The organism is Streptomyces sp. NPDC043738 (genome assembly GCF_056436545.1).
The window spans coordinates 25,420-47,736 of sequence record NZ_JBWKCJ010000001.1; the positions used below are offsets into that span (position 1 = coordinate 25,420).

At 72.3% G+C, this 22,317-nt stretch carries 21 protein-coding genes; 14 read left to right on the top strand and 7 right to left on the bottom strand.

What is annotated here, in order from left to right:
• Positions 1 to 177 precede the first annotated feature (177 nt).
• From pcaDC to AC0680_RS00120, 3 genes are all read left to right on the top strand, one after another.
• A complete protein-coding gene (gene pcaDC / locus AC0680_RS00110) occupies positions 178 to 1,461 on the top strand; it encodes a bifunctional 3-oxoadipate enol-lactonase/4-carboxymuconolactone decarboxylase PcaDC (RefSeq protein WP_478623402.1) in 1,284 nt (427 codons plus the stop codon).
• 106 nt (positions 1,462 to 1,567) lie between these two features.
• Positions 1,568 to 2,209: an MBL fold metallo-hydrolase gene (locus AC0680_RS00115; protein ID WP_478623404.1), complete on the top strand. Its 642-nt coding sequence runs from the start codon at positions 1,568 to 1,570 to the stop codon at positions 2,207 to 2,209.
• 53 nt (positions 2,210 to 2,262) lie between these two features.
• Positions 2,263 to 3,042: an exodeoxyribonuclease III gene (locus AC0680_RS00120; protein WP_478623406.1), complete on the top strand. Its 780-nt coding sequence runs from the start codon at positions 2,263 to 2,265 to the stop codon at positions 3,040 to 3,042.
• 323 nt (positions 3,043 to 3,365) lie between these two features.
• Here the strand turns inward: AC0680_RS00120 and AC0680_RS00125 are convergent, their stop codons facing one another.
• The gene (locus AC0680_RS00125; RefSeq protein WP_478623408.1) at positions 3,366 to 4,238 is read right to left on the bottom strand and encodes a helix-turn-helix transcriptional regulator; all 873 of its coding nucleotides are present in this window, start codon (positions 4,236 to 4,238) and stop codon (positions 3,366 to 3,368) included.
• A 128-nt stretch (positions 4,239 to 4,366) separates the two neighbouring features.
• On the opposite strand from AC0680_RS00125, the gene AC0680_RS00130 reads away from it, so the two are divergent.
• Positions 4,367 to 5,191, top strand: coding sequence for an SDR family oxidoreductase (locus tag AC0680_RS00130; protein WP_478623410.1), 825 nt, complete (start codon positions 4,367 to 4,369; stop codon positions 5,189 to 5,191).
• Between the two features lie 43 nt (positions 5,192 to 5,234).
• Here the strand turns inward: AC0680_RS00130 and AC0680_RS00135 are convergent, their stop codons facing one another.
• A complete protein-coding gene (locus tag AC0680_RS00135; protein WP_478623412.1) occupies positions 5,235 to 7,043 on the bottom strand; it encodes an SGNH/GDSL hydrolase family protein in 1,809 nt (602 codons plus the stop codon).
• A 214-nt stretch (positions 7,044 to 7,257) separates the two neighbouring features.
• Between AC0680_RS00135 and AC0680_RS00140 the strand changes: the two genes are divergently transcribed.
• The 7 genes from AC0680_RS00140 (at position 7,258) to AC0680_RS00170 (ending at position 13,527) form a co-directional block, all read left to right on the top strand.
• Positions 7,258 to 7,698 (top strand): DUF6278 family protein, encoded by a 441-nt coding sequence (locus AC0680_RS00140; RefSeq protein ID WP_384436106.1) that lies wholly within the window; start codon positions 7,258 to 7,260, stop codon positions 7,696 to 7,698.
• 140 nt (positions 7,699 to 7,838) lie between these two features.
• Positions 7,839 to 8,582, top strand: coding sequence for an amino acid ABC transporter ATP-binding protein (locus tag AC0680_RS00145; RefSeq protein WP_478623414.1), 744 nt, complete (start codon positions 7,839 to 7,841; stop codon positions 8,580 to 8,582).
• A 13-nt stretch (positions 8,583 to 8,595) separates the two neighbouring features.
• On the top strand, positions 8,596 to 9,528 hold the full coding sequence (locus AC0680_RS00150; protein ID WP_478623416.1) for a glutamate ABC transporter substrate-binding protein: 933 nt from the start codon (positions 8,596 to 8,598) through the stop codon (positions 9,526 to 9,528).
• A 19-nt stretch (positions 9,529 to 9,547) separates the two neighbouring features.
• A complete protein-coding gene (locus AC0680_RS00155; protein WP_478623418.1) occupies positions 9,548 to 10,192 on the top strand; it encodes an amino acid ABC transporter permease in 645 nt (214 codons plus the stop codon).
• Positions 10,189 to 11,058 (top strand): amino acid ABC transporter permease, encoded by an 870-nt coding sequence (locus AC0680_RS00160; RefSeq protein ID WP_478623420.1) that lies wholly within the window; start codon positions 10,189 to 10,191, stop codon positions 11,056 to 11,058. Before AC0680_RS00155 ends, AC0680_RS00160 begins: the two co-directional genes overlap by 4 nt.
• Before the next feature lie 140 nt (positions 11,059 to 11,198).
• Positions 11,199 to 11,777 carry a hypothetical protein gene (locus AC0680_RS00165; RefSeq protein ID WP_478623422.1) on the top strand — a complete coding sequence of 193 codons (579 nt, stop codon included), beginning with the start codon at positions 11,199 to 11,201 and terminating at the stop codon, positions 11,775 to 11,777.
• 208 nt (positions 11,778 to 11,985) lie between these two features.
• On the top strand, positions 11,986 to 13,527 hold the full coding sequence (locus AC0680_RS00170; RefSeq protein WP_478623424.1) for an alpha/beta hydrolase: 1,542 nt from the start codon (positions 11,986 to 11,988) through the stop codon (positions 13,525 to 13,527).
• Positions 13,528 to 13,584: 57 nt separating this feature from the next.
• Here the strand turns inward: AC0680_RS00170 and AC0680_RS00175 are convergent, their stop codons facing one another.
• Complete coding sequence (locus tag AC0680_RS00175; RefSeq protein WP_478623426.1) at positions 13,585 to 15,198, bottom strand: CocE/NonD family hydrolase; 1,614 nt, start codon at positions 15,196 to 15,198, stop codon at positions 13,585 to 13,587.
• 192 nt (positions 15,199 to 15,390) lie between these two features.
• Between AC0680_RS00175 and AC0680_RS00180 the strand changes: the two genes are divergently transcribed.
• The gene (locus AC0680_RS00180; RefSeq protein WP_478623428.1) at positions 15,391 to 15,597 is read left to right on the top strand and encodes a class I SAM-dependent methyltransferase; all 207 of its coding nucleotides are present in this window, start codon (positions 15,391 to 15,393) and stop codon (positions 15,595 to 15,597) included.
• 436 nt (positions 15,598 to 16,033) lie between these two features.
• Here AC0680_RS00180 and AC0680_RS00185 read toward each other — a convergent pair whose 3' ends face one another.
• Positions 16,034 to 16,840 carry an alpha/beta fold hydrolase gene (locus AC0680_RS00185; protein ID WP_478623430.1) on the bottom strand — a complete coding sequence of 269 codons (807 nt, stop codon included), beginning with the start codon at positions 16,838 to 16,840 and terminating at the stop codon, positions 16,034 to 16,036.
• Positions 16,841 to 17,035: 195 nt separating this feature from the next.
• On the opposite strand from AC0680_RS00185, the gene AC0680_RS00190 reads away from it, so the two are divergent.
• A complete protein-coding gene (locus AC0680_RS00190; RefSeq protein WP_478623432.1) occupies positions 17,036 to 18,364 on the top strand; it encodes an aminotransferase-like domain-containing protein in 1,329 nt (442 codons plus the stop codon).
• A gap of 34 nt (positions 18,365 to 18,398) precedes the next feature.
• On the opposite strand, the gene AC0680_RS00195 is transcribed toward AC0680_RS00190, so the two are convergent.
• On the bottom strand, positions 18,399 to 18,698 hold the full coding sequence (locus AC0680_RS00195) for a hypothetical protein (RefSeq protein WP_384436136.1): 300 nt from the start codon (positions 18,696 to 18,698) through the stop codon (positions 18,399 to 18,401).
• 106 nt (positions 18,699 to 18,804) lie between these two features.
• Positions 18,805 to 19,860 carry a glutathione S-transferase family protein gene (locus tag AC0680_RS00200; protein WP_478623434.1) on the bottom strand — a complete coding sequence of 352 codons (1,056 nt, stop codon included), beginning with the start codon at positions 19,858 to 19,860 and terminating at the stop codon, positions 18,805 to 18,807.
• Positions 19,861 to 20,194: 334 nt separating this feature from the next.
• Here AC0680_RS00200 and AC0680_RS00205 point away from each other — a divergent pair, with 334 nt between their 5' ends.
• Positions 20,195 to 21,094 carry a hypothetical protein gene (locus tag AC0680_RS00205; RefSeq protein ID WP_478623436.1) on the top strand — a complete coding sequence of 300 codons (900 nt, stop codon included), beginning with the start codon at positions 20,195 to 20,197 and terminating at the stop codon, positions 21,092 to 21,094.
• A gap of 62 nt (positions 21,095 to 21,156) precedes the next feature.
• Here the strand turns inward: AC0680_RS00205 and ligD are convergent, their stop codons facing one another.
• Complete coding sequence (ligD, locus tag AC0680_RS00210) at positions 21,157 to 22,128, bottom strand: non-homologous end-joining DNA ligase (RefSeq protein WP_478623438.1); 972 nt, start codon at positions 22,126 to 22,128, stop codon at positions 21,157 to 21,159.
• Positions 22,129 to 22,317 lie beyond the last annotated feature (189 nt).

The following is a 22,317-nucleotide window of genomic DNA, read 5'->3' on the forward strand; positions in this document are numbered from 1 at the left end:
CATGGTGAGCTACGACGAGCCGGGTCACCGGGTCGTCTGCGCCGTATCGAACGTGAGGCTTCGACCTGCGCTTCTCCTGCTTCGGGCGCGGTCGACGGCCATGCTCCGGACGCCCTCGTGCCGGCTCTTCCTGACCCGGGTGTCAGGATCGCGTCACGGAGTGGGTAGCGTGGTCGGGTGAGTGAGAAGACCCTGCAGCACCGGATCGACGGCCCCGATGACGCCCCCGTACTCGTCCTCGGTGCGGCGCTGGGCACCACATGGCACATGTGGGACCGGCAGATCCCCGAGCTGACCCGTCACTGGCGCGTGATCCGTTTCGACCTGCCCGGTCACGGCGGCTCGCCCGCGCACGCGGCGCCTTCCATCGCCGAACTGGCCGACCGGCTGGTCGCCACCCTCGACGCGCTCGGCGTGGACCGCTTCGGCTACGCCGGCTGCAACATCGGCGGCGCCATCGGCACCCAGCTGGCGCTCACCCGCCCCCACCGGGTCACCTCGCTGGCCCTGGTGTCCTCGTCGCCGCGCTACGGCACCGCCGATGCCTGGCGCCAGCGCGGCGTGGTCATCCGCACCAACGGGCTCGACCCGATCGCCCGCACCTCCCCGGAGCACTGGTTCACCCAGGGCTTCGCCGGCGCCCAGCCCGCGATCGTCGAGTGGGCCGTCCAGATGGTGCGCACCACCGACCCCGGCTGCTACATCGCCTCCTGCGAGGCGCTGGCCTCCTACGACGTACGGTCCTCGCTCGGCCGGGTCGGCGTGCCCACACTGGTCGTCGTCGGCTCCGAGGACCAGGTCACCCCGACCACCGACGCCCGCACTCTGGTCGCCGGCATACCCGACGCGAGCCTGGCGCTGGTGCCCGGCACCTCCCACCTCGCGCCCGTCGAGCAGCCCTCGGCCGTCACCGAGCTCCTCATCCGGCACTTCACCACCGCCTGGCACGACAAGCCGGGCCCCGGCGGCCAGGCCGCCATCGGCGCCGCGGCCCCCAAGCCGCAGATCGCGCCCCCGCCGCCCCCGCAGGCACCGCCCGCCGCCATAGAGTCCGGCCTCGCCCAGCCGGAGCAGCACCGCGGCGGCACGTACGAGGCGGGCATCAAGATCCGCCGCGAGGTCCTGGGCGACGCCCATGTCGACCGGGTCGAGTCCGCCACCGACGCCTTCACCGGCGACTTCCACGACTTCATCACCCGCTATGCCTGGGGCGAGACCTGGAGCCGCCCCGGCCTGGACCGCCGTACCCGCAGCGTCATCACGCTCACCGCGCTGGTCGCCCGCGGCCACCAGGACGAGCTGGCCCTGCACACCCGCGCGGCCCTGCGCAACGGCCTGACTCCCACGGAGATCAAGGAAGTCCTGCTGCACACCGCCGTCTACTGCGGTGTCCCGGCCGCCAACTCCGCCTTCGCGATCGCCCAGCGGGTGATCCGGGAGGAGACCACGCCGGAGGCGTGAGGCCGGCGGGCCCGGCTCGCCGCGCCTTCCGGGCCCGCGGGGACGCCCCTGCGGACGCTCGCCCATCTCGCCCCCCACCGGCCCCGCGCGCGGCAAGATGGCGGCCATGGAACTCACCAAGAAGACCCATGCCTGTGTCCGGCTGGAGAAGGACGGGCAGACGCTCGTCATCGACCCCGGTGTCTTCAGCGAAGCGGACGCGGCCGTCGGAGCCGACGCGATCCTGGTCACCCACGAGCACCGGGACCACTTCAACGAGGACCGGCTGCGCGCGGGCATGGAGGCCAACCCCGGCGCCCAGATCTGGACCCTGGCCAGCGTCGCCGAGCAGCTCTCGGCCGCGTTCCCCGGCCGGGTGCACACGGTCGGCGAGGGCGACACCTTCACCGCGGCCGGTTTCGAGGTCGAGGTGCACGGCCAGCTGCACGCCGTCATCCACCCCGACATCCCGCGGATCACCAACGTCGGCTACCTGCTCGACGGCGGCGCGGTGTTCCACCCGGGCGACGCGCTCACCGTCCCCGAGGGCCGTACGGTCGACACCCTGCTGCTGCCCGTCCACGCGCCCTGGAACAAGGTCGCCGAGGTGATCGACTACGTCCGTGAGGTCGCGCCCCGGCGGGCCGTCGACATCCACGACAGCCTGCTCCAGGACCACGCCCGGCCGATCTACGACACCATGATCGACCAGCTGGGCGGTACCGACCACGGCCGGCTCGCTCCCGGCAGCAGCACCCTGGTCGGCTGAGCGCCGGACCGGCCGGGAGCCGACTGTCAGTGCCGCGCTGTAGGTTTACAGACATGCGCATCGCCACCTGGAACGTCAATTCGATCACCGCCCGCCTCCCGCGGCTGCTGGCCTGGCTGGAGAGCACCGGCACGGACGTGCTGTGCATCCAGGAGACCAAGTGCACCGCCGAGCAGTTCCCGTACGACGAGCTGCGCGAGCTCGGCTATGAGGCGGCGGTCAACGCCACCGGGCGGTGGAACGGCGTGGCCCTGCTGTCCAAGGTGGGGCTGGAGGACGTGGTGCAGGGGCTCCCGGGCGGTCCGGACTACGAGGGGGCGCAGGAGCCGCGCGCGATCTCGGCGACCTGCGGCCCGGCCCGCGTCTGGTCGGTGTACGTCCCCAACGGCCGCGAGATCGACCATGCGCACTACACCTACAAGCTCGGCTGGTTCGAGGCGCTGAAGACCGCGGTCGCCGAGGACGCGGCGGGTCCCCGCCCGTTCGCGGTCCTCGGCGACTACAACGTCGCCCCCACGGACGAGGACGTCTGGGACCCCGCGGTGTTCGTCGGCGCCACCCATGTCACCCCCGCCGAGCGCGCCGCCCTGACGGCGCTGCGCGAGGCGGGCCTGACGGACGTCGTGCCGCGCCCGCTCAAGTACGACCGGCCGTACACCTACTGGGACTACCGCCAGCTCGCCTTCCCCAAGAACCGCGGTATGCGCATCGACCTGGTCTACGGCAACGAGCCGTTCGCCAAGGCCGTCTCCGACGCCTATGTGGACCGCGAGGAGCGCAAGGGCAAGGGCGCTTCGGATCATGCCCCCGTCGTCGTGGACCTCGACGTCTAGGCCTCGCAGCCGACGGCCCTTGCTGCCCCTTGGCCGTCGTTCTCACCACCGGCCAGGCCGGGACGCATCCGCCTTCACGGACGTGATGGCCTGTCGTGACCACCATCCGGCCCGGCAAAGCACCCCGGTCGGCGGAGGAGAACGGCTGACCGGCGCCGGACTCCACATGCGCAGGCATCTCCACGCGGGCTGCTCGATGATCCGAACGAAGGCCCCTGGGCGTCATGCCCTGGACGGGGCGTGGCCGGCCGGCGACGAACCGGCCGGCCGCAGGGCCGGTCGTCCGCACGGGCCGGTCGTCCGCACGGGCCCGAGGCGGGGGTTCAGCTCTCGTCGGAGGACGCCGTCCCGGACGGTGTCGGACGGCGGGCGGGGTCGTCGGCGGTCAGGCTTCCCAGGAGGATCAGCGCCTGTTCCGAGGAACTGCCGGGGGCCGCTTGGTAGACGACCAACTGCTGCCCGGGGGCGCTGTTGACGGTCAGCGACTCGTAGTCCAGCGTCAGTTCCCCCACCAGCGGGTGCCGGAAGCGTTTGGTCTCGCGGGTCTTCCGGCGAATGTCGTGGCGGGCCCACAGCCGGCGGAACTCCGGGCTCCGCAACGACAGTTCGCCGACGGTACGGACGAGCTGCTGGTCGTCGTGGCCGGTGCCCGCCGCTGATCGCAGCGCGGCCACGGCGTTGCTCGCCGCCCTCTCCCAGTCCGGGTAGAACGCCCGCGCGTCCGGATCGAGGAACACCAGACGCAGCAGATCGCCGCTGTGGGTGTGGCCGGCGAACAGGGCTCGGCCCAGGGAGTTGTCGGCCAGCACGGTCAGACTGCGTCCCAGCACCACGGCCGGATTACGGGGCCAGCCCGCCATCATCCGCAGCAGTGCCGGGCCGACCGGCTCCGGCCGGGTGCGTGCCCGCCCCCGCTCCGGGGCCGGTCGCGTCAGCCGGTGCAGGTGGTCCGCTGCGTCCTCGCCCAGGTTCAGGGCCCGGGCCAGGGCCTCGACCACCTGCGCGGAAGGACTCCGTTCGCGGCCCTGCTCCAGCCGTGTGTAGTAGTCGGTGCTGACGCCGGCCAGGATCGCCACTTCCTCCCGGCGCAGCCCCGCCACCCGGCGCCGGCCGGACACCGGCAGTCCGGCGTCCTCGGGTGTGACCAGGGCGCGGCGGGCACGGAGGTACTCGCCGAGCGGGTTCGCGCTGTCCATGACCGCAACCCTAGACACGGCGAAGCCGGTTGCGGGAGCCCGGAAGGTGGCCGTGGAACTCCTGGGACCGCTCCTCCCGGGAGAGGCGTTGCCTGGTCCCCGCGGCGGGCCCGCCGCAGGGTGAGGGCATGACTTCCACCCCCTTGACCACCGCCTCCTCCTCCCTCACCACCGCCACCGGCGAGGACCGGCTCACCGGGCCCCTGACCGGCCGGGTCGCGGTCGTGACCGGTGCCTCCAGCGGGATCGGCGCGGCCACCGCCCGCCGCCTGGCCGCCGGCGGGGCGCATGTCGCCCTCCTGGGCCGTCGCGAGGACCGGCTGACGGACCTGGCCGAGCAGCTCCGCGCCACGGCCACCGGGGCCCTGCTGCCAGTGGCCGTCGACGTGACCGACCCCGACGCGCTCGGCACCGCCGCCCGCGCCGTCGCCTCGGCCCTGGGGCCCGTCGACCTCGTCGTGGCCAACGCCGGGGCGATGCTCGGCGCCCCCTTCGAGGCCGCCCGGACCGACGAGTGGGACCGCATGATCGACGTCAATCTCCGCGGTCTGCTCCACACGGCGCGGGCCTTCACCGACGGCCTCCTGGCCGCCGCGGCCGACGGCCGTCCCGCGGATCTGGTGCACGTGGGGTCCGTGGCCGGCCACGCCCTCTTCCCCAACTGGTCGGTCTACTGCGCCACCAAGGCCGCCGTCGCCCACCTGACCCGCAATCTCCGTGCCGAACTGGGGCCCCGCGGCGTCCGCGTGAAGAACGTCGAACCCGGCGTCACCGTCACGGAACTCGGCGCGGACATGCACGACGCCGACCTGCGCACGTCACTGGCCCGCATGCGGACCGACCTGCGTCCGCTGGCCGCCGAGGACATCGCCGAGGCCATCGCCTTCGCCGTCTGCGTCCCCCCGCACGTCAACGTCGCCGATATGGTCGTCGTCCCTGTGCAGCAAGGCTGATCCCGGCGCCCCGGGAGCAGCGCGCCTCCCGGGGCACCCGGCCTCACCCCCGCCGCCCCGGCACCAGTGCCCGCAGGTCCACCGCCTCGCCCAGCGCCTGCAGGCCCGCGTCGCCGGGGTGGAGGTGGTCGCCGCTGTCGTAGGCGGGCAGCATGCGCTGGGGGCGCTGCGGATCGCGCAGTACGGCGTCGAAGTCCAGTGCCGCGTCGAAGACGGCGCCGGCGTCGCCGCGCACGAAGGCGTTGACGGCCTGGCGGCGGGCCTCCACCTCCGGGGTGCAGTCGCGGTAGCCCTCGCAGGGGGCGATGGTCGCGACCACGACCCGCACTCCCCGCTCGTGCGCCCGCCGGGCGAGGGCCCGAAGGCCGGCGACGACCTCCTCGGCCGGGGTCCCCCAGCGCACGTCGTTGACGCCCTCGAACACCACCACCGTCCGCACCGACGGCTGCGCCAGCACATCGCGTTCCAGGCGGTGCTGGGCGCTGACCCCGCCGGTGTCCGTGCTGACCCCGTCGCCCTGATAGCGGTCGGTGACGATCCGGTTCGCCGAGATGCCGTGGTTGAGCACGCCGTAACGGGGCAGCGCGCTCTGCGTCTGGAAGCGGCGGGCGAGGACGTCCGGCCAGCGCCGGTTGGCGCCGCTGGTCGACTTCACCCCGTCGGTGAGCGAGTCGCCCAGCGCCACGATCGAGCCGGGCCCGCCGTCCACCTCGACACCCGTCAGGAACGGCCAGAAGGTCGTCGTCTCCGGATAGCCGCCGCCCGCGGCGTCCGTCGTACGGTCCCCGCTGCCGTCCGCGCTCAGATACGACAGCTGGGCCGCCTCCTGGTGCACCGGAGCCGCCGTCACCGTGCCCGGCAGATGGATGCTCACCAGCAGATCGGTGCCGGCGGGGACGGCGAAGGGCGCCGGGTCGCTGAAGGCCTCGGCGCCGGCGGGTATCCGGGTGCCGGTCCGCCCCCGCCCGAAGGTCAGCGGCACGGGCTCGCCGTGCGCCGCCGCCCCCGCGCCGCGTAGCGCGATACTGGCCGCCCCGATGTCGACCGGCGTCGCCGCGAAGGTGTTGGCGATCCGGATCCGCGCCCGCGGCCCGCCCGCCCCGCTGTGGACGACCAGCCGCAGCGTACGGTCCCTCCAGGGCCCGACGGCCCGGTAGCCGGCCGTGCTGGCCGCCCAACTCCCGGTCCGGCCGCGCCCGTCGTCCCGGACCGACACCGCGAAGACATGCAGTTGGGCCCCCGTTTCCGGCGCCTTGGGCAGGACCACGGAAGTCACCTCCCGCTCGGCCCGCAGCGGTACCGACACCGCGTACAGCCGCGCGGGCCCGACCGGCCCGCCGTCCGCGCCGTTGACGTGCGGCAGCGCCACCGCCTTGGTGCTGAGCGGCCCGGACAGCCAGTCGGGCGCGGTGAGTTCGTAGGAGCTGCGCGAGCCGTCCCGGTAGCGCACGGTGCCGGTGCCGGACGCCGTGCCGCCCGTCCCGGCGACCAGGAACGTCAGCGCCGCGCCCCGTCCGCGCACGGCCACCGACTGGCCGTCCGCCCGCAGGTTGTCGGGCGTCCCGGCGGCCGTACGCGGCCAGGTGAGCCGGGTCGCGTCGATGGTCAGCGCGCTCCCGGGGGTCCAGCCGGCCGCCGCCAGGTCCTGCGCGGACAGCGAGTGGCCGGCGCCGTCGAAGTCGGCCGCGCCGGGTGCGGAGTCGTCGCTGACCGCCGTGTTGTCGAAGAGCCTCGTCAGCGGCAGCGGGTGGTGTGCCGGGGCGGCCACGGCCGGGCCGGCGGAGGTGGTGACGGGCAGTGCCGTCGCGGTGAGCAGCAGGGTCAGGATGGTTCCCCATCGTCGTAGGCGCATCGGTCGGTGTCCCTTCGGGGGCGTCAACGGGCAGGTGTGCGCTGCGATCCGGCCGCTCCCTCAAGGAGTCAGGGGGCTGTGCCGGATCCGGCCGATCCGATCCGAGCGCCATGAAGGTAGGGAGGCAGGCAGGGAGCGTCAAGGTGACGAACCGGGCCCGATCACGCCGCGCGCCTGTGGCCCGCACCACAGGTCGGGTGGGACCCTGCACACCATGAACATGTCTTTCCTGGACAAGTGGCGTAGGCGTCAGCATGCGCACCGGTCCGTGCCGCTCGCGGAGTCGGTGCGCGCCGATCCCGGAAGCGTCGTCGAGCTGCTGTCCGAATGCGAGCTGCTGCGGGCCCAGGCCGCCACCGCGGGGGTGGAACTGGACGACTCCGTACGGTCGTTGGAGCTGCTGGATCAGTTGCAGCCGGTATGGCGGGACGATCCGGAGGTGGTGCCCTGGCTCGGCAACGACGCGGGCCTCTATCTCGGCACGGTCCTGGTGCGCACGGTGCGCGGCGCGGTCTGGCATGTCTGGCCCAACGGGCAGCCGGTGGTCCGGCTGGAGTCCGGGCGGGAGGTCGACGTGGTGGCGGCGGGCCACGAATGGGCCGATGTCGGCGCGCCGGAGCTGTCCCAGGTCTACGCCGAGGCCTCCGAGGCCTGACGCCCGCCTGGGAGGTAACGGGCTTAACCGATTTATCCACTCCTATCCGCTGATACGTGCGTGTCAGCGAAGAACCGCCCCTTTCGTCCCGGTAGGTTGCGGGCTCCGCGCGGTACGGATGAGAGTGGGCAGGACTGCATATGGCCGGTGATGCGCTGATCGAGATGCGCGGGGTCAACAAGCACTACGGAAATCTGCATGTCCTCCAGGACATCGACCTCACCGTCGGCCGCGGGGAGGTGGTCGTGGTCATCGGGCCCTCCGGCGGCGGGAAGTCCACCCTGTGCCGGGCCATCAACCGCCTGGAAGCCGTCGAGTCGGGCACCATCAAGCTGGACGGCCGGCCGCTGCCCGAAGAGGGCCGCGCGCTGGCCCAGCTGCGTGCCGAAGTCGGCATGGTCTTCCAGTCGTTCAACCTCTTCGCCCACAAGACCGTGCTCGCCAACATCATGCTGGCACCGATCAAGGTCCGTAAGAAGAAGAAGGACGAGGCCGCGCGGCGCGCCCGCGAACTCCTGGACCGGGTGGGGCTCGCCTCGCAGGCCGACAAGTACCCCGCACAGCTCTCCGGCGGCCAGCAGCAGCGCGTCGCCATCGCCCGCGCGCTCGCCATGGAGCCCAAGGCGCTGCTCTTCGACGAGCCGACCTCCGCACTCGACCCGGAGATGATCAACGAGGTGCTGGAGGTCATGCGCCAGCTCGCCCGGGAGGGCATGACGATGGTGGTGGTCACGCACGAGATGGGCTTCGCCCGCTCCGCCGCCAACCGCGTGGTGTTCATGGCCGACGGCCGGATCGTCGAGGACCGCACCCCCGAGGAGTTCTTCACCGCACCGCGCAGCGAACGGGCCAAGGACTTCCTCTCCAAGATCCTCAAGCACTAACGGGGGCGCCGCGATGCCGCACCGTCAATCCACGCGCCTGCGCCGTGCCCTGGTGGCCTTCATGGCCCTCGCGCTCGCCGCGCTCGCCCTCGCGGGCTGCGGCCGGCCCGGCAGCCCGCCGGTCAAGGGCCCCAAGGGCAGCGAACTGCCCCAGTACCCGGTCGCCAAGGACTTCTCGCTGCCCGACTCCCCGACCTGGGTACGGGCCAAGCGCCGCGGCCACCTCATCATCGGCGTCAAGGAGGACCAGCCCTACCTCGGCGAGCGGGACCCGGCCTCCGGCCTCTACTCCGGCTTCGACATCGAGATCGCCAAGATGGCGTCGGCCGCACTCGGCTTCCCGCCCGACACCGTCGAGTTCAAGACGATCGCCTCCGCCAACCGCGAGACGGCCCTGCAGAACGGCCAGATCGACCTCTACGTCGGCACGTACACCATCAACGACAAGCGCAAGAAGCTGGTGGGCTTCGCGGGCCCCTACTACATGGCCGGCCAGTCGCTGCTGGTGCGCGCCGACGAGAACGACATCAAGGGGCCGCAGGACCTGGCCGGCAAACGCGTCTGCTCGGCCGCCGGCTCGACGCCGTACCAGCGCATGCAGACCGAGTACCCCAAGGCCGTCCTGGTCGCCTACGACACCTACTCGGTGTGCGTCGACAACCTGCTGACCTACCAGGTCGACGCGGTCACCACCGACGACGCGATCCTGCTGGGCTACGCGGCCAAGGTGCCCGACGAGCTGAAGGTCGTCGGCAAGCCGTTCTCCCAGGAGCCGTACGGCATCGGTGTCCCGCACGGCGACGACGCGCTGCGCTACGCGCTCGACGACGCGCTCGCCGCGGACGAGGCGAACGGCAACTGGAAGAAGGCCTACGACGCGACCCTCGGCCTGTCCGGGGTGCCCGCGCCCAAGCCGCCCCCGATCGACCGCTACCCGGCGGACTGAGGAGCCAAGGAACCGACCGATGAACGTTCTCCTCGACAACCTCTCCCTCTACGGGGAGGGCCTGCTGGGCACCGTCGAACTCACCGTCTACGCCTCGCTGCTCGCGCTCGGCCTGGGCTTCCTCATGGCGGCCTTCCGTGTCGCACCGGTCGGCTCGCTGCGGGCCCTGGGCACGGCATGGGTGACGGTGCTGCGCAACACGCCGCTGACGCTGCTGTTCTTCGCGGTGGTGCTGGGCCTGCCGCGCTTCGGCCTCGTACTGCCCTTCAAGCTCTTCGCCATCCTGGCGCTGGGCTGCTACACCTCGGCCTTCATCTGCGAGGCGGTGCGCTCCGGCATCAACACCGTGCCGGTCGGCCAGGGCGAGGCGGCCCGCAGCCTGGGCCTGAGCTTTCCGCAGACGCTCGGCGACATCGTCCTGCCGCAGGCCTTCCGGTCCGTCATCCCGCCCATCGGCTCGACGCTGATCGCGCTCGCCAAGAACTCCGCGATCGCCGGCGCCTTCAGCGTCACCGAACTGCTCGGCGTCTACAAACCGCTCAGCGAGATGGGCTACAGCATCATCTGGTCCTTCGTCTGGATCGCCGTGGGCTATCTGATCGTGACCCTGTCCATCAGCGCGATCTTCAACGTGCTGGAGAAGCGCTTCGGAGCCGCCCGATGACCACCACCGCCCTGTACGACATTCCGGGCCCGCGGACCAGGGCGCGGCACCGGCTCTACGGCGTCGGGGCGACGGCCGTGATCATCGCCCTGGTCGTCTGGATCGTCTACCTCCTCTTCGACACCGGGCAGTTCACCGCGGCCAAGTGGAGCCCCTTCCTCTACAAGGGGATCCAGGAACTGCTGCTCACCGGTCTCGGCAACACGCTGCGGGCCTTCGGCCTCGCGGCGGTGTTCTCCCTGGCGCTCGGCGCGGTGCTCGCCACCGGCCGGCTCTCCGAGCACCGGATCGTGCGCTGGGTGTGCACCCTGGTGGTGGAGTTCTTCCGCGCGATGCCCCTGCTCGTCATGATCTTCTTCATCTATGTGGCGCTGCAGGTCGCGCCGCTGCCCGCCCTGGTCGCCGGCCTGACCCTCTACAACGGCTCGGTCCTCGCGGAGGTCTTCCGCAGCGGCGTCAACGCCGTCGAGCGCGGCCAGCGGGAGGCCGCGTACGCACTGGGCATGCGCAAGACCCAGGTCATGACGCACGTCCTGGTGCCGCAGGCGGTCCGTGCGATGCTCCCGGCCATCATCAGCCAGCTGGTGGTCGCCCTGAAGGACACCTCGCTGGGCTACCTCATCACCTACGAGGAGTTCCTGCACGCCGGCAAGCTGATCGCCTCCAACCTCGACTACGGCCTGCCGTTCATCCCCGTCGTCATGATCATCTCGCCGATCTACATCGGGATGTGCATGCTGCTGTCCTGGCTGGCCAACTGGGTCTCCCGGCGCCAGAAGCGCAACCCCAAGGTCGAGGCCGTCGAGGTGGCCCCCGCCGAGCCCGGCACCCTGATGCCGGGGGACCACCGGCGCCATTTGGGGTGAGCGCTTCAGGGCGCAGTTCCCGCTCCGCCGTGCGGCGGAGCGGGAACCTCCGCACGGACGACGCCGGGGAGCAGGGCGGCCGGTGACGATCGATGCCGCGGCAGTCCCCATCTGCCGGTATCTGTCGATCGGAGCCCACCATGCCCTTCAAGCCCCTGCGCGTCACCGCCGCCCTCGCCCTCGTCCTCGCCCTCGCGGCCCCGGTCGCCGCGGCACCCGCGGAGCCGGACACCCCCGCGCCCACCACCGTCTCCGCCCTCAAGGGCGAGGCCCGCATGGAATACCCCGTCGACACCGAGGAGGTCCGCTTCGCGGTCGACGCGCACAGCGTCTACGGGGCGGGCAACCGGCCCGAGCGCTCCTGGGGCACCTTCCGCCTCTCGCACTCCTACCAGCGGTCCGACGGCACCACCCAGGTGCTCTGGGGCGACTTCAAGGTCGACTGCCTGACCACCGGCGGCCCGACCGCGACCGTCACCGGCACCCTGGTGCGCACCAGCCCCGGCCACCCGTGGACCGGCCGGGTGCACCCGCACTTCCGCCAAGGCGTGAGCTTCCTGGTGCCGGAGGGCGGCGGACAGGCCCGCATCGGACTGTCCGGCGCGACCGGCCCCGACGAGCCGAGAAGCACCCGCTGCCTGGCACCCGCCGCCGACTCCCCGGTCTTCGACGGGACGTACACTCTCAAGGACAGGTCCCGGGGCGCGAGCCGGACCTGATCGGCCGGCCGGGAGACACGTCCTGGTGCGCCGTCCCGGCAGGTCGGCGCGCGAGGCACGGCCGTGGTGGTGCTGGTGCCACCCCGAAGACGGCAATCAGCATGATCGATCGAGGGTTCCCGGAGCGCGAACATCGCCTCAGACGCCGCGCGGCCGAGCGCGGCCACCGGGAGGTTCGATGTCCACGTCCAGGAAACCGCGATGGCCCGTGGCCGCACTGTCGGGTGTGGTGATCGCGGCCGTCGCGAGCGCCGTCGCCCCGGCGGTCGCGGTGCAGTCCGCCCCGGCGGGCGGCGCGGCCGGCGGCGCCGCGCCCGCCACCGCGCGCTACACCGGGCAGCGGCTCGACTGGCAGCCCTGCGACCGGGAGCCCTCGCTGCAGTGCGCGGCGATGACGGTGCCCCGCGACTGGCACCACCCGGGGACCGGCGCGGATCTGACCATCGAGGTGTCCCGGCACCGGGCCGCCGACCCGGCAGAGCGCCGCGGGGTGCTGATGATGGCCGCCGGCGGGCCGGGCGCCTCGGGGCTCACGCGGCCCGCGGGCTTCGTCAAGGCGTCGCCCGCGGTCGGTGCCGCGTACGACGTGGTCGGCTTCGACCAGCGGGGCGTCGGCAGCAGCTCGCACGCGACCTGCCAGACCGACGCCGAGTTCCGCGACTTCTACGCCGGTGACTTCCGCGACCGCTCGCCGGCGGCGGTCCACGGCGTGGTGGCCCGGTCCAGGCAGTTCTTCAGGGCCTGTCAGGAGCGCAGCGGCGACCTGGTCAAGTACCTGACCACGGACCAGGCCGTACGCGATATGGACCTGTTCCGCGCACTGCTCGGCGTGCGGAGGATCTCGTACTACGGGCCGTCGTACGCCACCTGGCTCGGCGCGTACTACGCGACACGCTTCCCGCAGCATGTCGAGCGCGCCGTGCTGGACAGCAACCTGCCGTTCGCCGAGACCTGGCAGCAGGCCGAACTCGGGCAACCGAAGAGTTTCCAGCGCCGTTTCGAGCAGGACTTCCTGCCGTGGATCGCCCGGTACGACTCGGTCTACCACTACGGGAGCACCGCCGCCGAAGCGAAGGCGACGTGGGAGGCGCGCCGCCGGGCGCTGCACGACCGCCCGATCACCGTCGGCCCGCTGACGATCGGGCCCAACCAGCTCGACAACGCCACGCTCCAGGGGATGTACAACGCCGACCGCCAGTGGGACGGGCTGGCGTCCGTGCTGGCCGCCCTGGAGCACTGGGAGACGGCGACGCCGGCCGAGCGCCGGCTCGCCCAGCAGGCCTTCGGCAACTACCTGTCTCCCGGTTTCGCCGCCACGTACTTCCCGGTCACCTGCAACGACACCCCGTGGAGCCGGGACCTGGGCTACTGGCTACGGCAGAGCGCCGCGGACACCAAGAAGTACCCGCTGGTCGGGGCGCGGGAGCTGGCGTACGCCGCGACCTGCGTGTACTGGCCGGACTCGGACGCGCCGAGGGTGAAGGTCACCGGCAAGGGCCTGCCACCCACGCTGATGCTCAACTCCGAGCACGACCCGGCCACGTACTACGAGGGCGCGGTGCGGGCGCACCAGGCGCTGCGCGGCTCACGCCTGGTCACGGTCGCGGGCGGCGGCGACCACGGGCAGTACCAGAACGGCAATGCCTGTGTCGACCGCATCGTCGACGCCTACCTCCTGAACGGAACCGTCCCGGCGCACGATGCGACGTGCCCCACCAAGCCGCTGCCCGTACCGGCGCAGCGCGGCTAGCGGGGTTCCGTAGGCTCGAAGGTCCGGGGCGCGCCCTTCGGACCTCCGAGCCGCACCTCAGTCGCGCACCGGCACCGACACATACGACGGGTCGTTCGCCGGGGAGGAGAACGTCAGCCGCGCGCCGCCCGGATTGTGCTCGATGTACAGCGGGTCGACGGTGTCCACGACCACCGCCAGCCGGTGCCCGGCGGGGACGTCGTAGGCCGTGGAGAAGAGATCCAGGTCCACGCCGAACGGCTGGCCGGGGGTCTTGTCGTGGAAGGTGTACGGCGCGTGGGTGACCAGCCTGCCCAGGCCCAGCGGCCCCACGTCGTAGAGGTAGGCGATGGCGGTGCCGCTCTCGGCGGTGCTGGTGAGGGTGGTGTGCAGCTTGGTGGTGCCGCGGACCCGCTGCCCGCTCTCGTAGCGCTCGGACTGCCAGACGGCGGCCAGGGAGCGCGGCAGCAGCGGGATCGAGGCCATCGGCGGCAACCGGAAGAACTGGTCCAGCATGCTGGAGAGGAAGATCAGCCCGCCGTTGGCGCCGGAGTCCCAGTTGGTGTTGATCTGCTTGCTGCCGCCCAGCTCGATCCTGCGCTGCGCGGACGGCACGTCCTTCCAGCTCTTGTAGCCCTCGTACGCGCCGGTGGAACGGGACTTGAGCAGCACCGGCGACTCGCGGTCGATGCCGTTGTCCGCGCCCTTGAGGTAGTGGTCGAACCACCGCTTGGTGTTGGTCCAGGTGTCGTTGGGCAGTCCGAAGAGCCCCGTCGCCTCGGCCGTCGCGTGGTCACCCGGGCGGAACTCCAGCCGCTTGGGGCCCTTGAGCTTCTCGTAGAAGTCGGCGTACTGGTTGGGCGGGAAGAGGGAGTCGCCCCAGGCGTTGCCGAGCATGATGGCGGCGCCGTTGGCGTTGATCTTGTCGAGATAGGTGGCGGGGGAGCGCTTCTTCCCCCACGCGATCATGTCCTGTTCCTTGGCGAGGTTCGAGCCGAGGAAGTCCTTGAGGATGGTCCGCAGTTCGGGGCTCGGCCGTCCGGTCAGCTCGCCCGCACCGCCGAGCATCGCCGCCGCCTGCAGATGCTGGGTACGGCCGCTGTAGATCGAACCGATGAGGTCGCCCCAGCCGCTGAGCGCCGCGACCACCTTGATCCGCTTGTCGAACGCGGAGGCCAGCAGGCTGATGCCGGCGCCGTAGGAGACCCCGGCCATGCCGACCTTCTGCGGATCGGCCGGTGTGTTGGCCAGCGCCCAGTCGATGACCTTCGAGGCGTCGGCGACGTCCTGCGGTCCGGCCGTCTCGATCTGCCCGCCGGACTGCCAGAACCCGCGCGAGTTGTAGCCGACCACGACATAGCCCGCGTCGGCCAGCTTCTTGGCCTGTGCCAGGTACTCGACCTGCGGCATCCCCCAGCTGGTCGGCAGCACGATGACCGGGTACCGGCGGGTGCCGTCGGCGCCGGCCGGGGTGAACACGTTCGCCTTGAGGGTGATCCCGCCGTCGCCCTCGATGTCGACGAACCTGACGGCGGACGAGGCGGCAACGGAGTCGGCGGACGCCGCCGTGGGGGCTGATGTCGGTGCCGCTGCCTGGGCGGTGGCCGGCGCACCGGTGAGAACGGTGGTGGCCAGCACTGCCGCCGAGACGGTGCCGATCGCGGCACGCAGAGTCGTGCGGGAGGGCGTCATCTTCTGCTCCAGATCTCGAAGCGAGCCCGCCGTACGCTGTCGGAAGACAGGAGGGGCATACGGCGGCTCGAGTTGACTGGAGAGTAAGGTGCGGGGCTTACCTTAGGTAACCCGTCGGTAGGTTACGGGTGGGTAACGTCCCTGGGTCCAGGGCGAGTCGGTGCGGCGGCGCGCGGGGCGCGGGTGGTCGCCGTGGACGCCGAGCCCGATATGGCTCGGCGGGCCGCGGGCGTCGTTCCCGAGGCGTGTGTCCAGGTTGCCGCCCTGCCGCAACTCCCCTTCGTCGACGCCATGTTCGACGCGGTCGTCGGCAACTTCGTACTCAATCACGTGGGGCGGCCGAGGGCGGCCCTCGACGAGCTGCGCCGGGTGACCGGCCGGGCGGCCGGATCGCTCTGACGACCTGGGCGGTGCCCGCGGCGCCGGGGCAGGCGCTGCTCGGGCGCGCCGTGCGGGCGGCCGGGGCGGAGCGTCCGCCGCATCTGCCCGCGCCGGCGCCCGAGGACGACTTCCCGCGTACGGCGCGGGGCCTGGTCGGTCTGCTCCGGGGCGCCGGCCTGGTGGACTCCGGCTGCCGCGCGGTGGTGTGGGACCACCGCACGACGCCGCGGGAGTGGTGGAGCGGCGCGGCGGCGGGAGTGGCGACGATCGGTCAGACCGTGATCGGCCAGGGGGCCGCCGGGGCCGAGCGCATCAGGCGCCGATTCGCCGCGCCGGCAAGGGAGTTCACGGACTCCTCCGGCGCTTCGGTGCTGCCGCATGCGGCGCTGCCGGCGTACGGGCGAGGGGTCGACGGGGATCGGGGAGACGGGCCCCGCCTCGCCGCGTCCTGCCGTCAGGCGGTCCGTGGCAGGGTGGTGAGGAAGGCCTCCAGCGCGGCGTTGAACTCGTCCGCCCGCTCCAGGTTCGGCATGTGTGCCGCCTGCTCGACCACCGTCAACTGGGCGTGCGGAACGCGCCGGTGGATGTCGCGGGCGTCGCTGACCGGGGTGTACGCGTCCTCCGCGCCGACCGCCACCAGTACCGGAACCGATATCCGCGACAACAGCGCCGTGTAGTCGGGGCGTTCGGCGCGGCCGCGCAGGGCCGCCGCCGCGCCCTCGGGCGGCGTGCCCGTCATCATCCCCAGGACGTGCCGGGCGATGTCCGGCCGTGCGGCGATGGTGCGCGGCGAGATCATCTTCGGCAGGACCTCGTGTGCGTAGCCGGACATCCCCTCGCGCAGGAGCCGCTCGGCCATGTCGCGGCGGGTGGCCTTGCCGGCCTCGGTCTCCGCCGCGGGGAAGGTGTCCGCGAGCACCATGGCCCGGATCCGGTGCGGGAGGAGCCGCCAGAACTCCATGACGATCTGGCCGCCCATGGACAGTCCGCCGAGCACGAAGCGCTCGATGCCCAGACGGTCGAGCAGGGCGACGGTGTCGCGGACGAAGGTCTCCAGCGGGGTCGTGCCGGGTACGACGGAGCTCTCGCCGTAGCCGCGCAGATCCGGGGCGATCACCCGCCATCCGGCCCGGCTGAAGTGTGCGATCTGCGGGCGCCACATCGTGCGGTCGAACGGGTGGCCGTGCAGGAGCACCAGCGGCTCGCCGCTGCCCTCGTCCTCGTATCCGACGTTGATCTCTGCGAATCGGGCCGATCCCATGCCGCGCATCCCCTCTGCCGCTCAGTGGTTCCTCGATGCTATGAGGGGCAATCTCTCGGTGCAATATAAATAATGATCTCGGTGCAATGTCGCGTAAGGTGCTCGTCGAGGGAGCTCTCGCCGAGGAGGGCGGGCTCGCGTGAGCGACCGGCCCGGGTGCCTGACGGGCTTGTTCGAGGAGGAGGGGGAAGAGTGATGGACGACTATCGCGTGATCGCCGACGAGCTGGCGGCGGAGATCGCCGCCGGCCGGCTCCGGCCCGGCGACCGGCTGCCGCCGCTGCGCCGGTTCGCCCGCGACCGGCGGATCGCCGGCTCGACGGCGGCCCGGGTGTACCGGGAGTTGGGCCGACGGGGGCTGACGGTGGGCGAGGTCGGCCGCGGCACGTTCGTACGCACCGCCGCCCCGTCGGCCGAGCCCGCGCTCGCCGAGCCGGGCGACGCCAGGATCGACCTGGAGCTCAACTTCCCGGTGCTGCCGGAGCACCCCGCCCTGCTCGGCAGGAGCCTTGAGCATCTGCTGCGCCCCGACGCCCTGGCCGACGCGCTCCGCCCGGTGGGCGCCGCCGGTACGCCCGCGGCCCGGCAGGCCGCGGCGGCGCACCTCGCCCGTGCCGGCTGGGCCCCGGACCCCCGGCGGCTGCTCTTCGCCGGCAACGGCCGGCAGGCGCTGGCCGCCGCGATCGCCTCGCTGGTTCCGGCCGGCGAGCGGCTCGGCGTCGAATCCCTCACCTACCCCGTCGTCAAGGGCATCGCGGCCCGCCTGGGCGTCACGCCGGTACCCCTCGCCATGGACGAGCACGGCCTGACGGCCGAGGCGCTCCGCGCGGCCGCCCCCCTGCGCGCCGTCTACCTCCAGCCGGCCCTGCACAACCCGCTGGGCATCACGATGCCCGACCCGCGACGCCGGGAACTCGCCGCGGTGGTCGGGGAGTTGGGTATCCACGTCATCGAGGACGCCATCTACGGATTCCTCCGCGACGACCTGCCGCCGCTCGCGGCGCTGGCGCCGGAACGCACCGTGGTCGTCGACAGCCTGTCCAAGCGGCTCGCCCCCGGCCTGTCCCTGGGGTTCCTCACGGTGCCCGCGGCCCTCACCCTGGACGTGGCGACGGCGCTGCGGTCGGGGGCCTGGACGGCCGCCCGCTTCGCGCTCGACGCCGCGACCCGCTGGATGGCCGACGGCACCGCGGCGGCCGTCGAAGCGGACAAGCGCCGGGACGCGGCGGCACGCCAGCGGATCGCCGCCGAACAGCTGGCCGGCTTCCGGGTGCGAGCCGATCCGCAGGCGTACCACTGCTGGTGGGAGCTGCCGGAGCCATGGCGCGCCGACACCTTCGTCGCGGCGGCCGCGCGTCGCGGGATCGCCGTCACACCGTCGGGAGCGTTCGCGGTGGGCGCGGGCCACACACCCAACGCCGTGCGGCTGGCACTCGCGTCGCCGCCCCTGGACGCGCTGGCCGAGGCGCTGGGCGTGCTCGGCGAACTGGCCCGCGGCACACCGGAGGACGCCGGACCGGAGTGACGCGGGCGGGCGGCGGCAGCACCGGCCGGGGCGCTCAGGTGCCGCTCATCAGCTCACCGAGCCCCCTGCGCAGGTCGTCCGCGTTCATCACCGGCTGGAGGGTGACCTTGGCGTGCAAATCCATGAAGAACGACTCCACCAGGGCCGGCATCTGGGACGACTGCTGCATGTCGAAGTAGTAGAAGCAGGCACGGTCGCCGCCGTCGAGGGTGAAGTAGGCCGCCTCCGGTTGCAGCGCGGCGATCGCCGTCTCCATGATCTTCGGCAGGGCGCCGTTCTTGATCAGTTCGTTGCCCACTTCGGTAGGTATGCGGGCCGTCAGAACCATCCTCATCGGGCTCACTCCTCGCGTGGATCTCGTGGAGTTCACAGTCCCTGTGTTCTCAGGGTCTCACGGTACGGGCGTGCCGGTCAGGCGGGCGGGGAGCCGGGGCGGCCGGTCAGGAGCCGAGGCGGAGGTGCTCGGGGCGGCCGCTCGGCGGTACCTCCTCGGCCGGCGGTACCGGGCCCGGCGGGGTGCCGTCGCCGAACGGCCGGCCGCCCAACTCCTCGCGGCGGTGCGGCGTCAGCCAGCCGGACAGGTCCGGGCCCAGGCCGACGATGCCGGTCGGGTTGATGCCGGTGTGCACCCGGTAGTAGTGCTGCTTGATGTGGTGGAAGTCGACGGTGTCGCCGAAGCCCGGCGTCTGGTAGAGGTCCCTGGCGTACGCCCACAGCACCGGGGCCTCGGCCAGCTTGAACCGGTTGCACTTGAAGTGGCCGTGGTAGACGGCGTCGAAGCGGACCAGCGTGGTGAACAGCCGGACGTCGGCCTCGGTGAGGGTGTCGCCCACGAGGTAGCGCTGCTCGGACAGCCGCTCCGACAGCAGGTCCAGCCGCCGGAAGAGATCGCGGAAGGCGGCGTCGTACTCGCTCTGGGTCGTGGCGAAACCGGCCCGGTACACGCCGTTGTTGACGTCCCGGTAGACACCCGCCATGACGACGTCGATCTCCTCGCGCAGCCGCTGCGGATACAGGTCCGGAGCGCCCGGCCGGTGCAGCGCCGTCCACTGTGTCGACAGGTCCAGGGTGATCTGCTGGAAGTCGTTGGTGACGAGCTTGCCGCTGGGCACGTCGACGACGGCGGGGACGCTGACCCCGCCCGGGTAGCCCTTCTCGCGGGCGTCGTAGGCCTCGCTGAGGAAGCGGATGCCGAGGACGGGGTCGCGTCCGTCCGGATCCAGGGTGAAGCGCCAGCTGCGGTCGTCCTGGAGCGGATCGGGGATGGCGAGCGAGAGCGCGTCCTCCAGACCGAGCAGCCGCCGCACGATGACGGCGCGGCTCGCCCAGGGGCAGGCGCGGCTCGCCACCAGCCGGTAGCGGCCGGCCTCGACCGGCCAGCCGTCGCGGCCGTCCGCCGTGATGCGGTCCGCGAAGTGACTCCGGGAGCGCTTGAAGGGCGCTCTGCCGTACTCGGTGTTGCCGCACCTCGCGTCGCCCTCGGTGGCGTGGGGCATCACCGGCTCCTTTCCGTCCGGGGGTGGGTGGCTGCTCTTGTCGAGCCTTCCCGAACCGGCGCTGCCGTCCCGGTGCGTCAGCCGCCCGGCGCATCGCGCGGACCGGCGACATACCGGATATCGACATACCGGATATGGCGCCCCCTGTCATTGTCGCGCCGATCGTTCGGATCGATACGGATTGATACGGATCGACGGCGGAATGGTGGTCCCGATGGGCATCCCGGAGGAAATAGGGAAATGGCTGACGGCGGTGGATGACGGTCGTTGAATCTTTACGAAGTGCCCGTCGATCACTCGTCGGTAACCTCGGAATCCGCCCTACACTCGGCCGATGATCAAGAAAGTAATCACTGCGGTCATAGCCGGCGCCACGCTCCTCGCGCCGGCTTCCGGTGGGCTGCCGGCGGACGACTGGCAGCGGGTCGGGGACGGCATCACCGCCGGTGTCAGCGGCATCGTGGTCGACGGTGGGCACGGCGACACGGTCGACGCCCTCGCCGTGCGCGACAACAAGGAGCCCGGGCAGCAGCGGCTGGTCGCCGTGCGGTACCACCGGCACGCGAAACCGCGGGTGCGGGCGGTCGATTGGCAGGGTGAGCCCCCCGTCGACCTGGAAGCGATCGACGCCGTGCCGGGGCGGGAGCGCGAGTACGTGGCCCTTGCCAGCGACGGAACGGCGTACCGCATCCGCCGGGAAAGGGACGCCGTACGCGTCATCCATGAATTCCGGCTGCCGGGCATTTCGCCGGACGGCAACTACGAGGGATTCGCGCTGGCCCGCACCGCCCGCGGCGCCGTCGTCGCGGTCTGGGCGGACCGGGGTGGCGACGACCGCCCGGCGAAGCTGACCGCGGCGACCTGGAATCCGGCCACCGACGCATTCGGCAAGCCCGATTCCGCGGAATTCAGCGTGCCCTACCCCGCCGAGAACGTGCGTCACGTCTCCGATGTGGAACTCTCCGCCCGCGGCGGGCTGACGGTGTCGTCGGCCTCGGATCCCGGCGACGACGGCCCGTACGCCTCCGCGCTCTATGCCGCCGGGCGCCTCGTCGTCCGCGACGACGGCGAGGCCGAGCTGCGGCTGTCCGGTACGCCGGACCGGCTCGCCACGTTCGCCGGGCACAAGATCGAGGCGCTGGCCTGCCTGCCGGGTTCGAGCACGGGCATCCTCGGCACCGACGACGAGAACGACGGCGGCTCGGTCACCACGGCGGCGTTCTGCCGCCCGTGACCTGACGGGGCCCTCCGCCCCGTTCCCGGGCCATTCCGGGGGCAGCCGTCCCTGCCCCCGCCTCAGCCCAGACGTGTCAGATCGGGCCGCAGCCGATGCCAGATCGGGTGCCGCAGCCGCCCGGCCGAGGTCCAGCCGGTGAGCGTGACCTCGGCGACCAGCCGGGGCTCGGCCCAGTGCGCGCCCATGGCGTCCACAGGGTTGATGAACGGCGAACGGTCCATCGGGATCACCGCCAGGTACTGCGCCAGCTCCCGCCGTTCCCGGTCCGACAGCCCCGAGCCCACGGAGCCGACGTACCGCAGCCCGGCTGGTTCCGCCACGCCCGCCAGGACGGAACCGGGCAGCCCCGCGAGCACGCCGTGCCCCTCCGTCCAGCCGCCGATGACCACGTCGAGGGTCAGCAGATGCTTCGTCTTGCGCCACTCGGGTGACCGGACACCCTGCAGATACGCCGAGTTCAGCCGCTTCGCCACGACCCCTTCGAGCCCGCCCTGCAGCGAGGCCTCCCACGCCTGCTGCGCATGGCCCCGGAGGTAGGCGGGCGCGGACCAGTTGGGGCCGCGCAGCCGCAGTCCGGACAGCACCGCCCGGCGCTCGTGATACGGCGAGCCGAGCAGCGAGGCGCCCAGGTACATGATGTCGAAGAGGATCAGGTGTACGGGGTGCTCCATGGCCAGCCGGGCCGTACGCCGCGGGTTCACCACACCCATCCGCCGCTGCAGCAGCCCGAAGTCCGGCCGTCCGCGCGCGTCCAGCACCACCACCTCGCCGTCGAGCACCGCCGGCCGGCCCCGCAACTGCTCGCCCAGCGGCGCCAGCTCCGGGTAGGTGCCGGTCGCGTCGTTGCCCGCCCGTGTGACCAGCCGGAGCGTGCCGTCTCCGGGAGTGTTGACGATGCAGCGCGCGCCGTCCCACTTGGCCTCGAACGCCCAGGCCGCCTCCTCGTCCTCGTCGGGCAGCGGCCCGACCGTGGCCAGCATCGGCCGGATCACGGGGTACGGGGTCGAGCCGTGCTCGGCGGTGGGGGCCATGGTTCGATGATCGGACGAGGCCGGGGCGCCCGCAGATCGGCGCCGGCGCCACGACGCACGCGCCGCGTCCCCCTCCCTCCTTCCGCCTGCTTTCTCCCCTCCTTCCGCCCCCTCTCTGCCTCCCCTCCTTCCTCCCGTCTCGTCCGATTCCCGATTGTTTTCCTAGGGCTCCTAGGGTAAACCTAATAC

Excerpts from the sequence above, each read along its gene's own strand:
- AC0680_RS00115 (WP_478623404.1), top strand. The coding sequence starts at position 1,568 with ATGGAACTCACCAAGAAGACCCATGCCTGTGTCCGGCTGGAGAAGGAC.
- AC0680_RS00120 (WP_478623406.1), top strand. The coding sequence starts at position 2,263 with ATGCGCATCGCCACCTGGAACGTCAATTCGATCACCGCCCGCCTCCCG.
- AC0680_RS00125 (WP_478623408.1), bottom strand. The coding sequence starts at position 4,238 with ATGGACAGCGCGAACCCGCTCGGCGAGTACCTCCGTGCCCGCCGCGCC.
- AC0680_RS00130 (WP_478623410.1), top strand. The coding sequence starts at position 4,367 with ATGACTTCCACCCCCTTGACCACCGCCTCCTCCTCCCTCACCACCGCC.
- AC0680_RS00135 (WP_478623412.1), bottom strand. The coding sequence starts at position 7,043 with ATGCGCCTACGACGATGGGGAACCATCCTGACCCTGCTGCTCACCGCG.
- AC0680_RS00140 (WP_384436106.1), top strand. The coding sequence starts at position 7,258 with ATGAACATGTCTTTCCTGGACAAGTGGCGTAGGCGTCAGCATGCGCAC.
- AC0680_RS00145 (WP_478623414.1), top strand. The coding sequence starts at position 7,839 with ATGGCCGGTGATGCGCTGATCGAGATGCGCGGGGTCAACAAGCACTAC.
- AC0680_RS00150 (WP_478623416.1), top strand. The coding sequence starts at position 8,596 with ATGCCGCACCGTCAATCCACGCGCCTGCGCCGTGCCCTGGTGGCCTTC.
- AC0680_RS00155 (WP_478623418.1), top strand. The coding sequence starts at position 9,548 with ATGAACGTTCTCCTCGACAACCTCTCCCTCTACGGGGAGGGCCTGCTG.
- AC0680_RS00160 (WP_478623420.1), top strand. The coding sequence starts at position 10,189 with ATGACCACCACCGCCCTGTACGACATTCCGGGCCCGCGGACCAGGGCG.
- AC0680_RS00165 (WP_478623422.1), top strand. The coding sequence starts at position 11,199 with ATGCCCTTCAAGCCCCTGCGCGTCACCGCCGCCCTCGCCCTCGTCCTC.
- AC0680_RS00175 (WP_478623426.1), bottom strand. The coding sequence starts at position 15,198 with ATGACGCCCTCCCGCACGACTCTGCGTGCCGCGATCGGCACCGTCTCG.
- AC0680_RS00185 (WP_478623430.1), bottom strand. The coding sequence starts at position 16,840 with ATGGGATCGGCCCGATTCGCAGAGATCAACGTCGGATACGAGGACGAG.
- AC0680_RS00190 (WP_478623432.1), top strand. The coding sequence starts at position 17,036 with ATGGACGACTATCGCGTGATCGCCGACGAGCTGGCGGCGGAGATCGCC.
- AC0680_RS00195 (WP_384436136.1), bottom strand. The coding sequence starts at position 18,698 with ATGAGGATGGTTCTGACGGCCCGCATACCTACCGAAGTGGGCAACGAA.
- AC0680_RS00200 (WP_478623434.1), bottom strand. The coding sequence starts at position 19,860 with ATGCCCCACGCCACCGAGGGCGACGCGAGGTGCGGCAACACCGAGTAC.
- AC0680_RS00205 (WP_478623436.1), top strand. The coding sequence starts at position 20,195 with ATGATCAAGAAAGTAATCACTGCGGTCATAGCCGGCGCCACGCTCCTC.
- ligD (WP_478623438.1), bottom strand. The coding sequence starts at position 22,128 with ATGGCCCCCACCGCCGAGCACGGCTCGACCCCGTACCCCGTGATCCGG.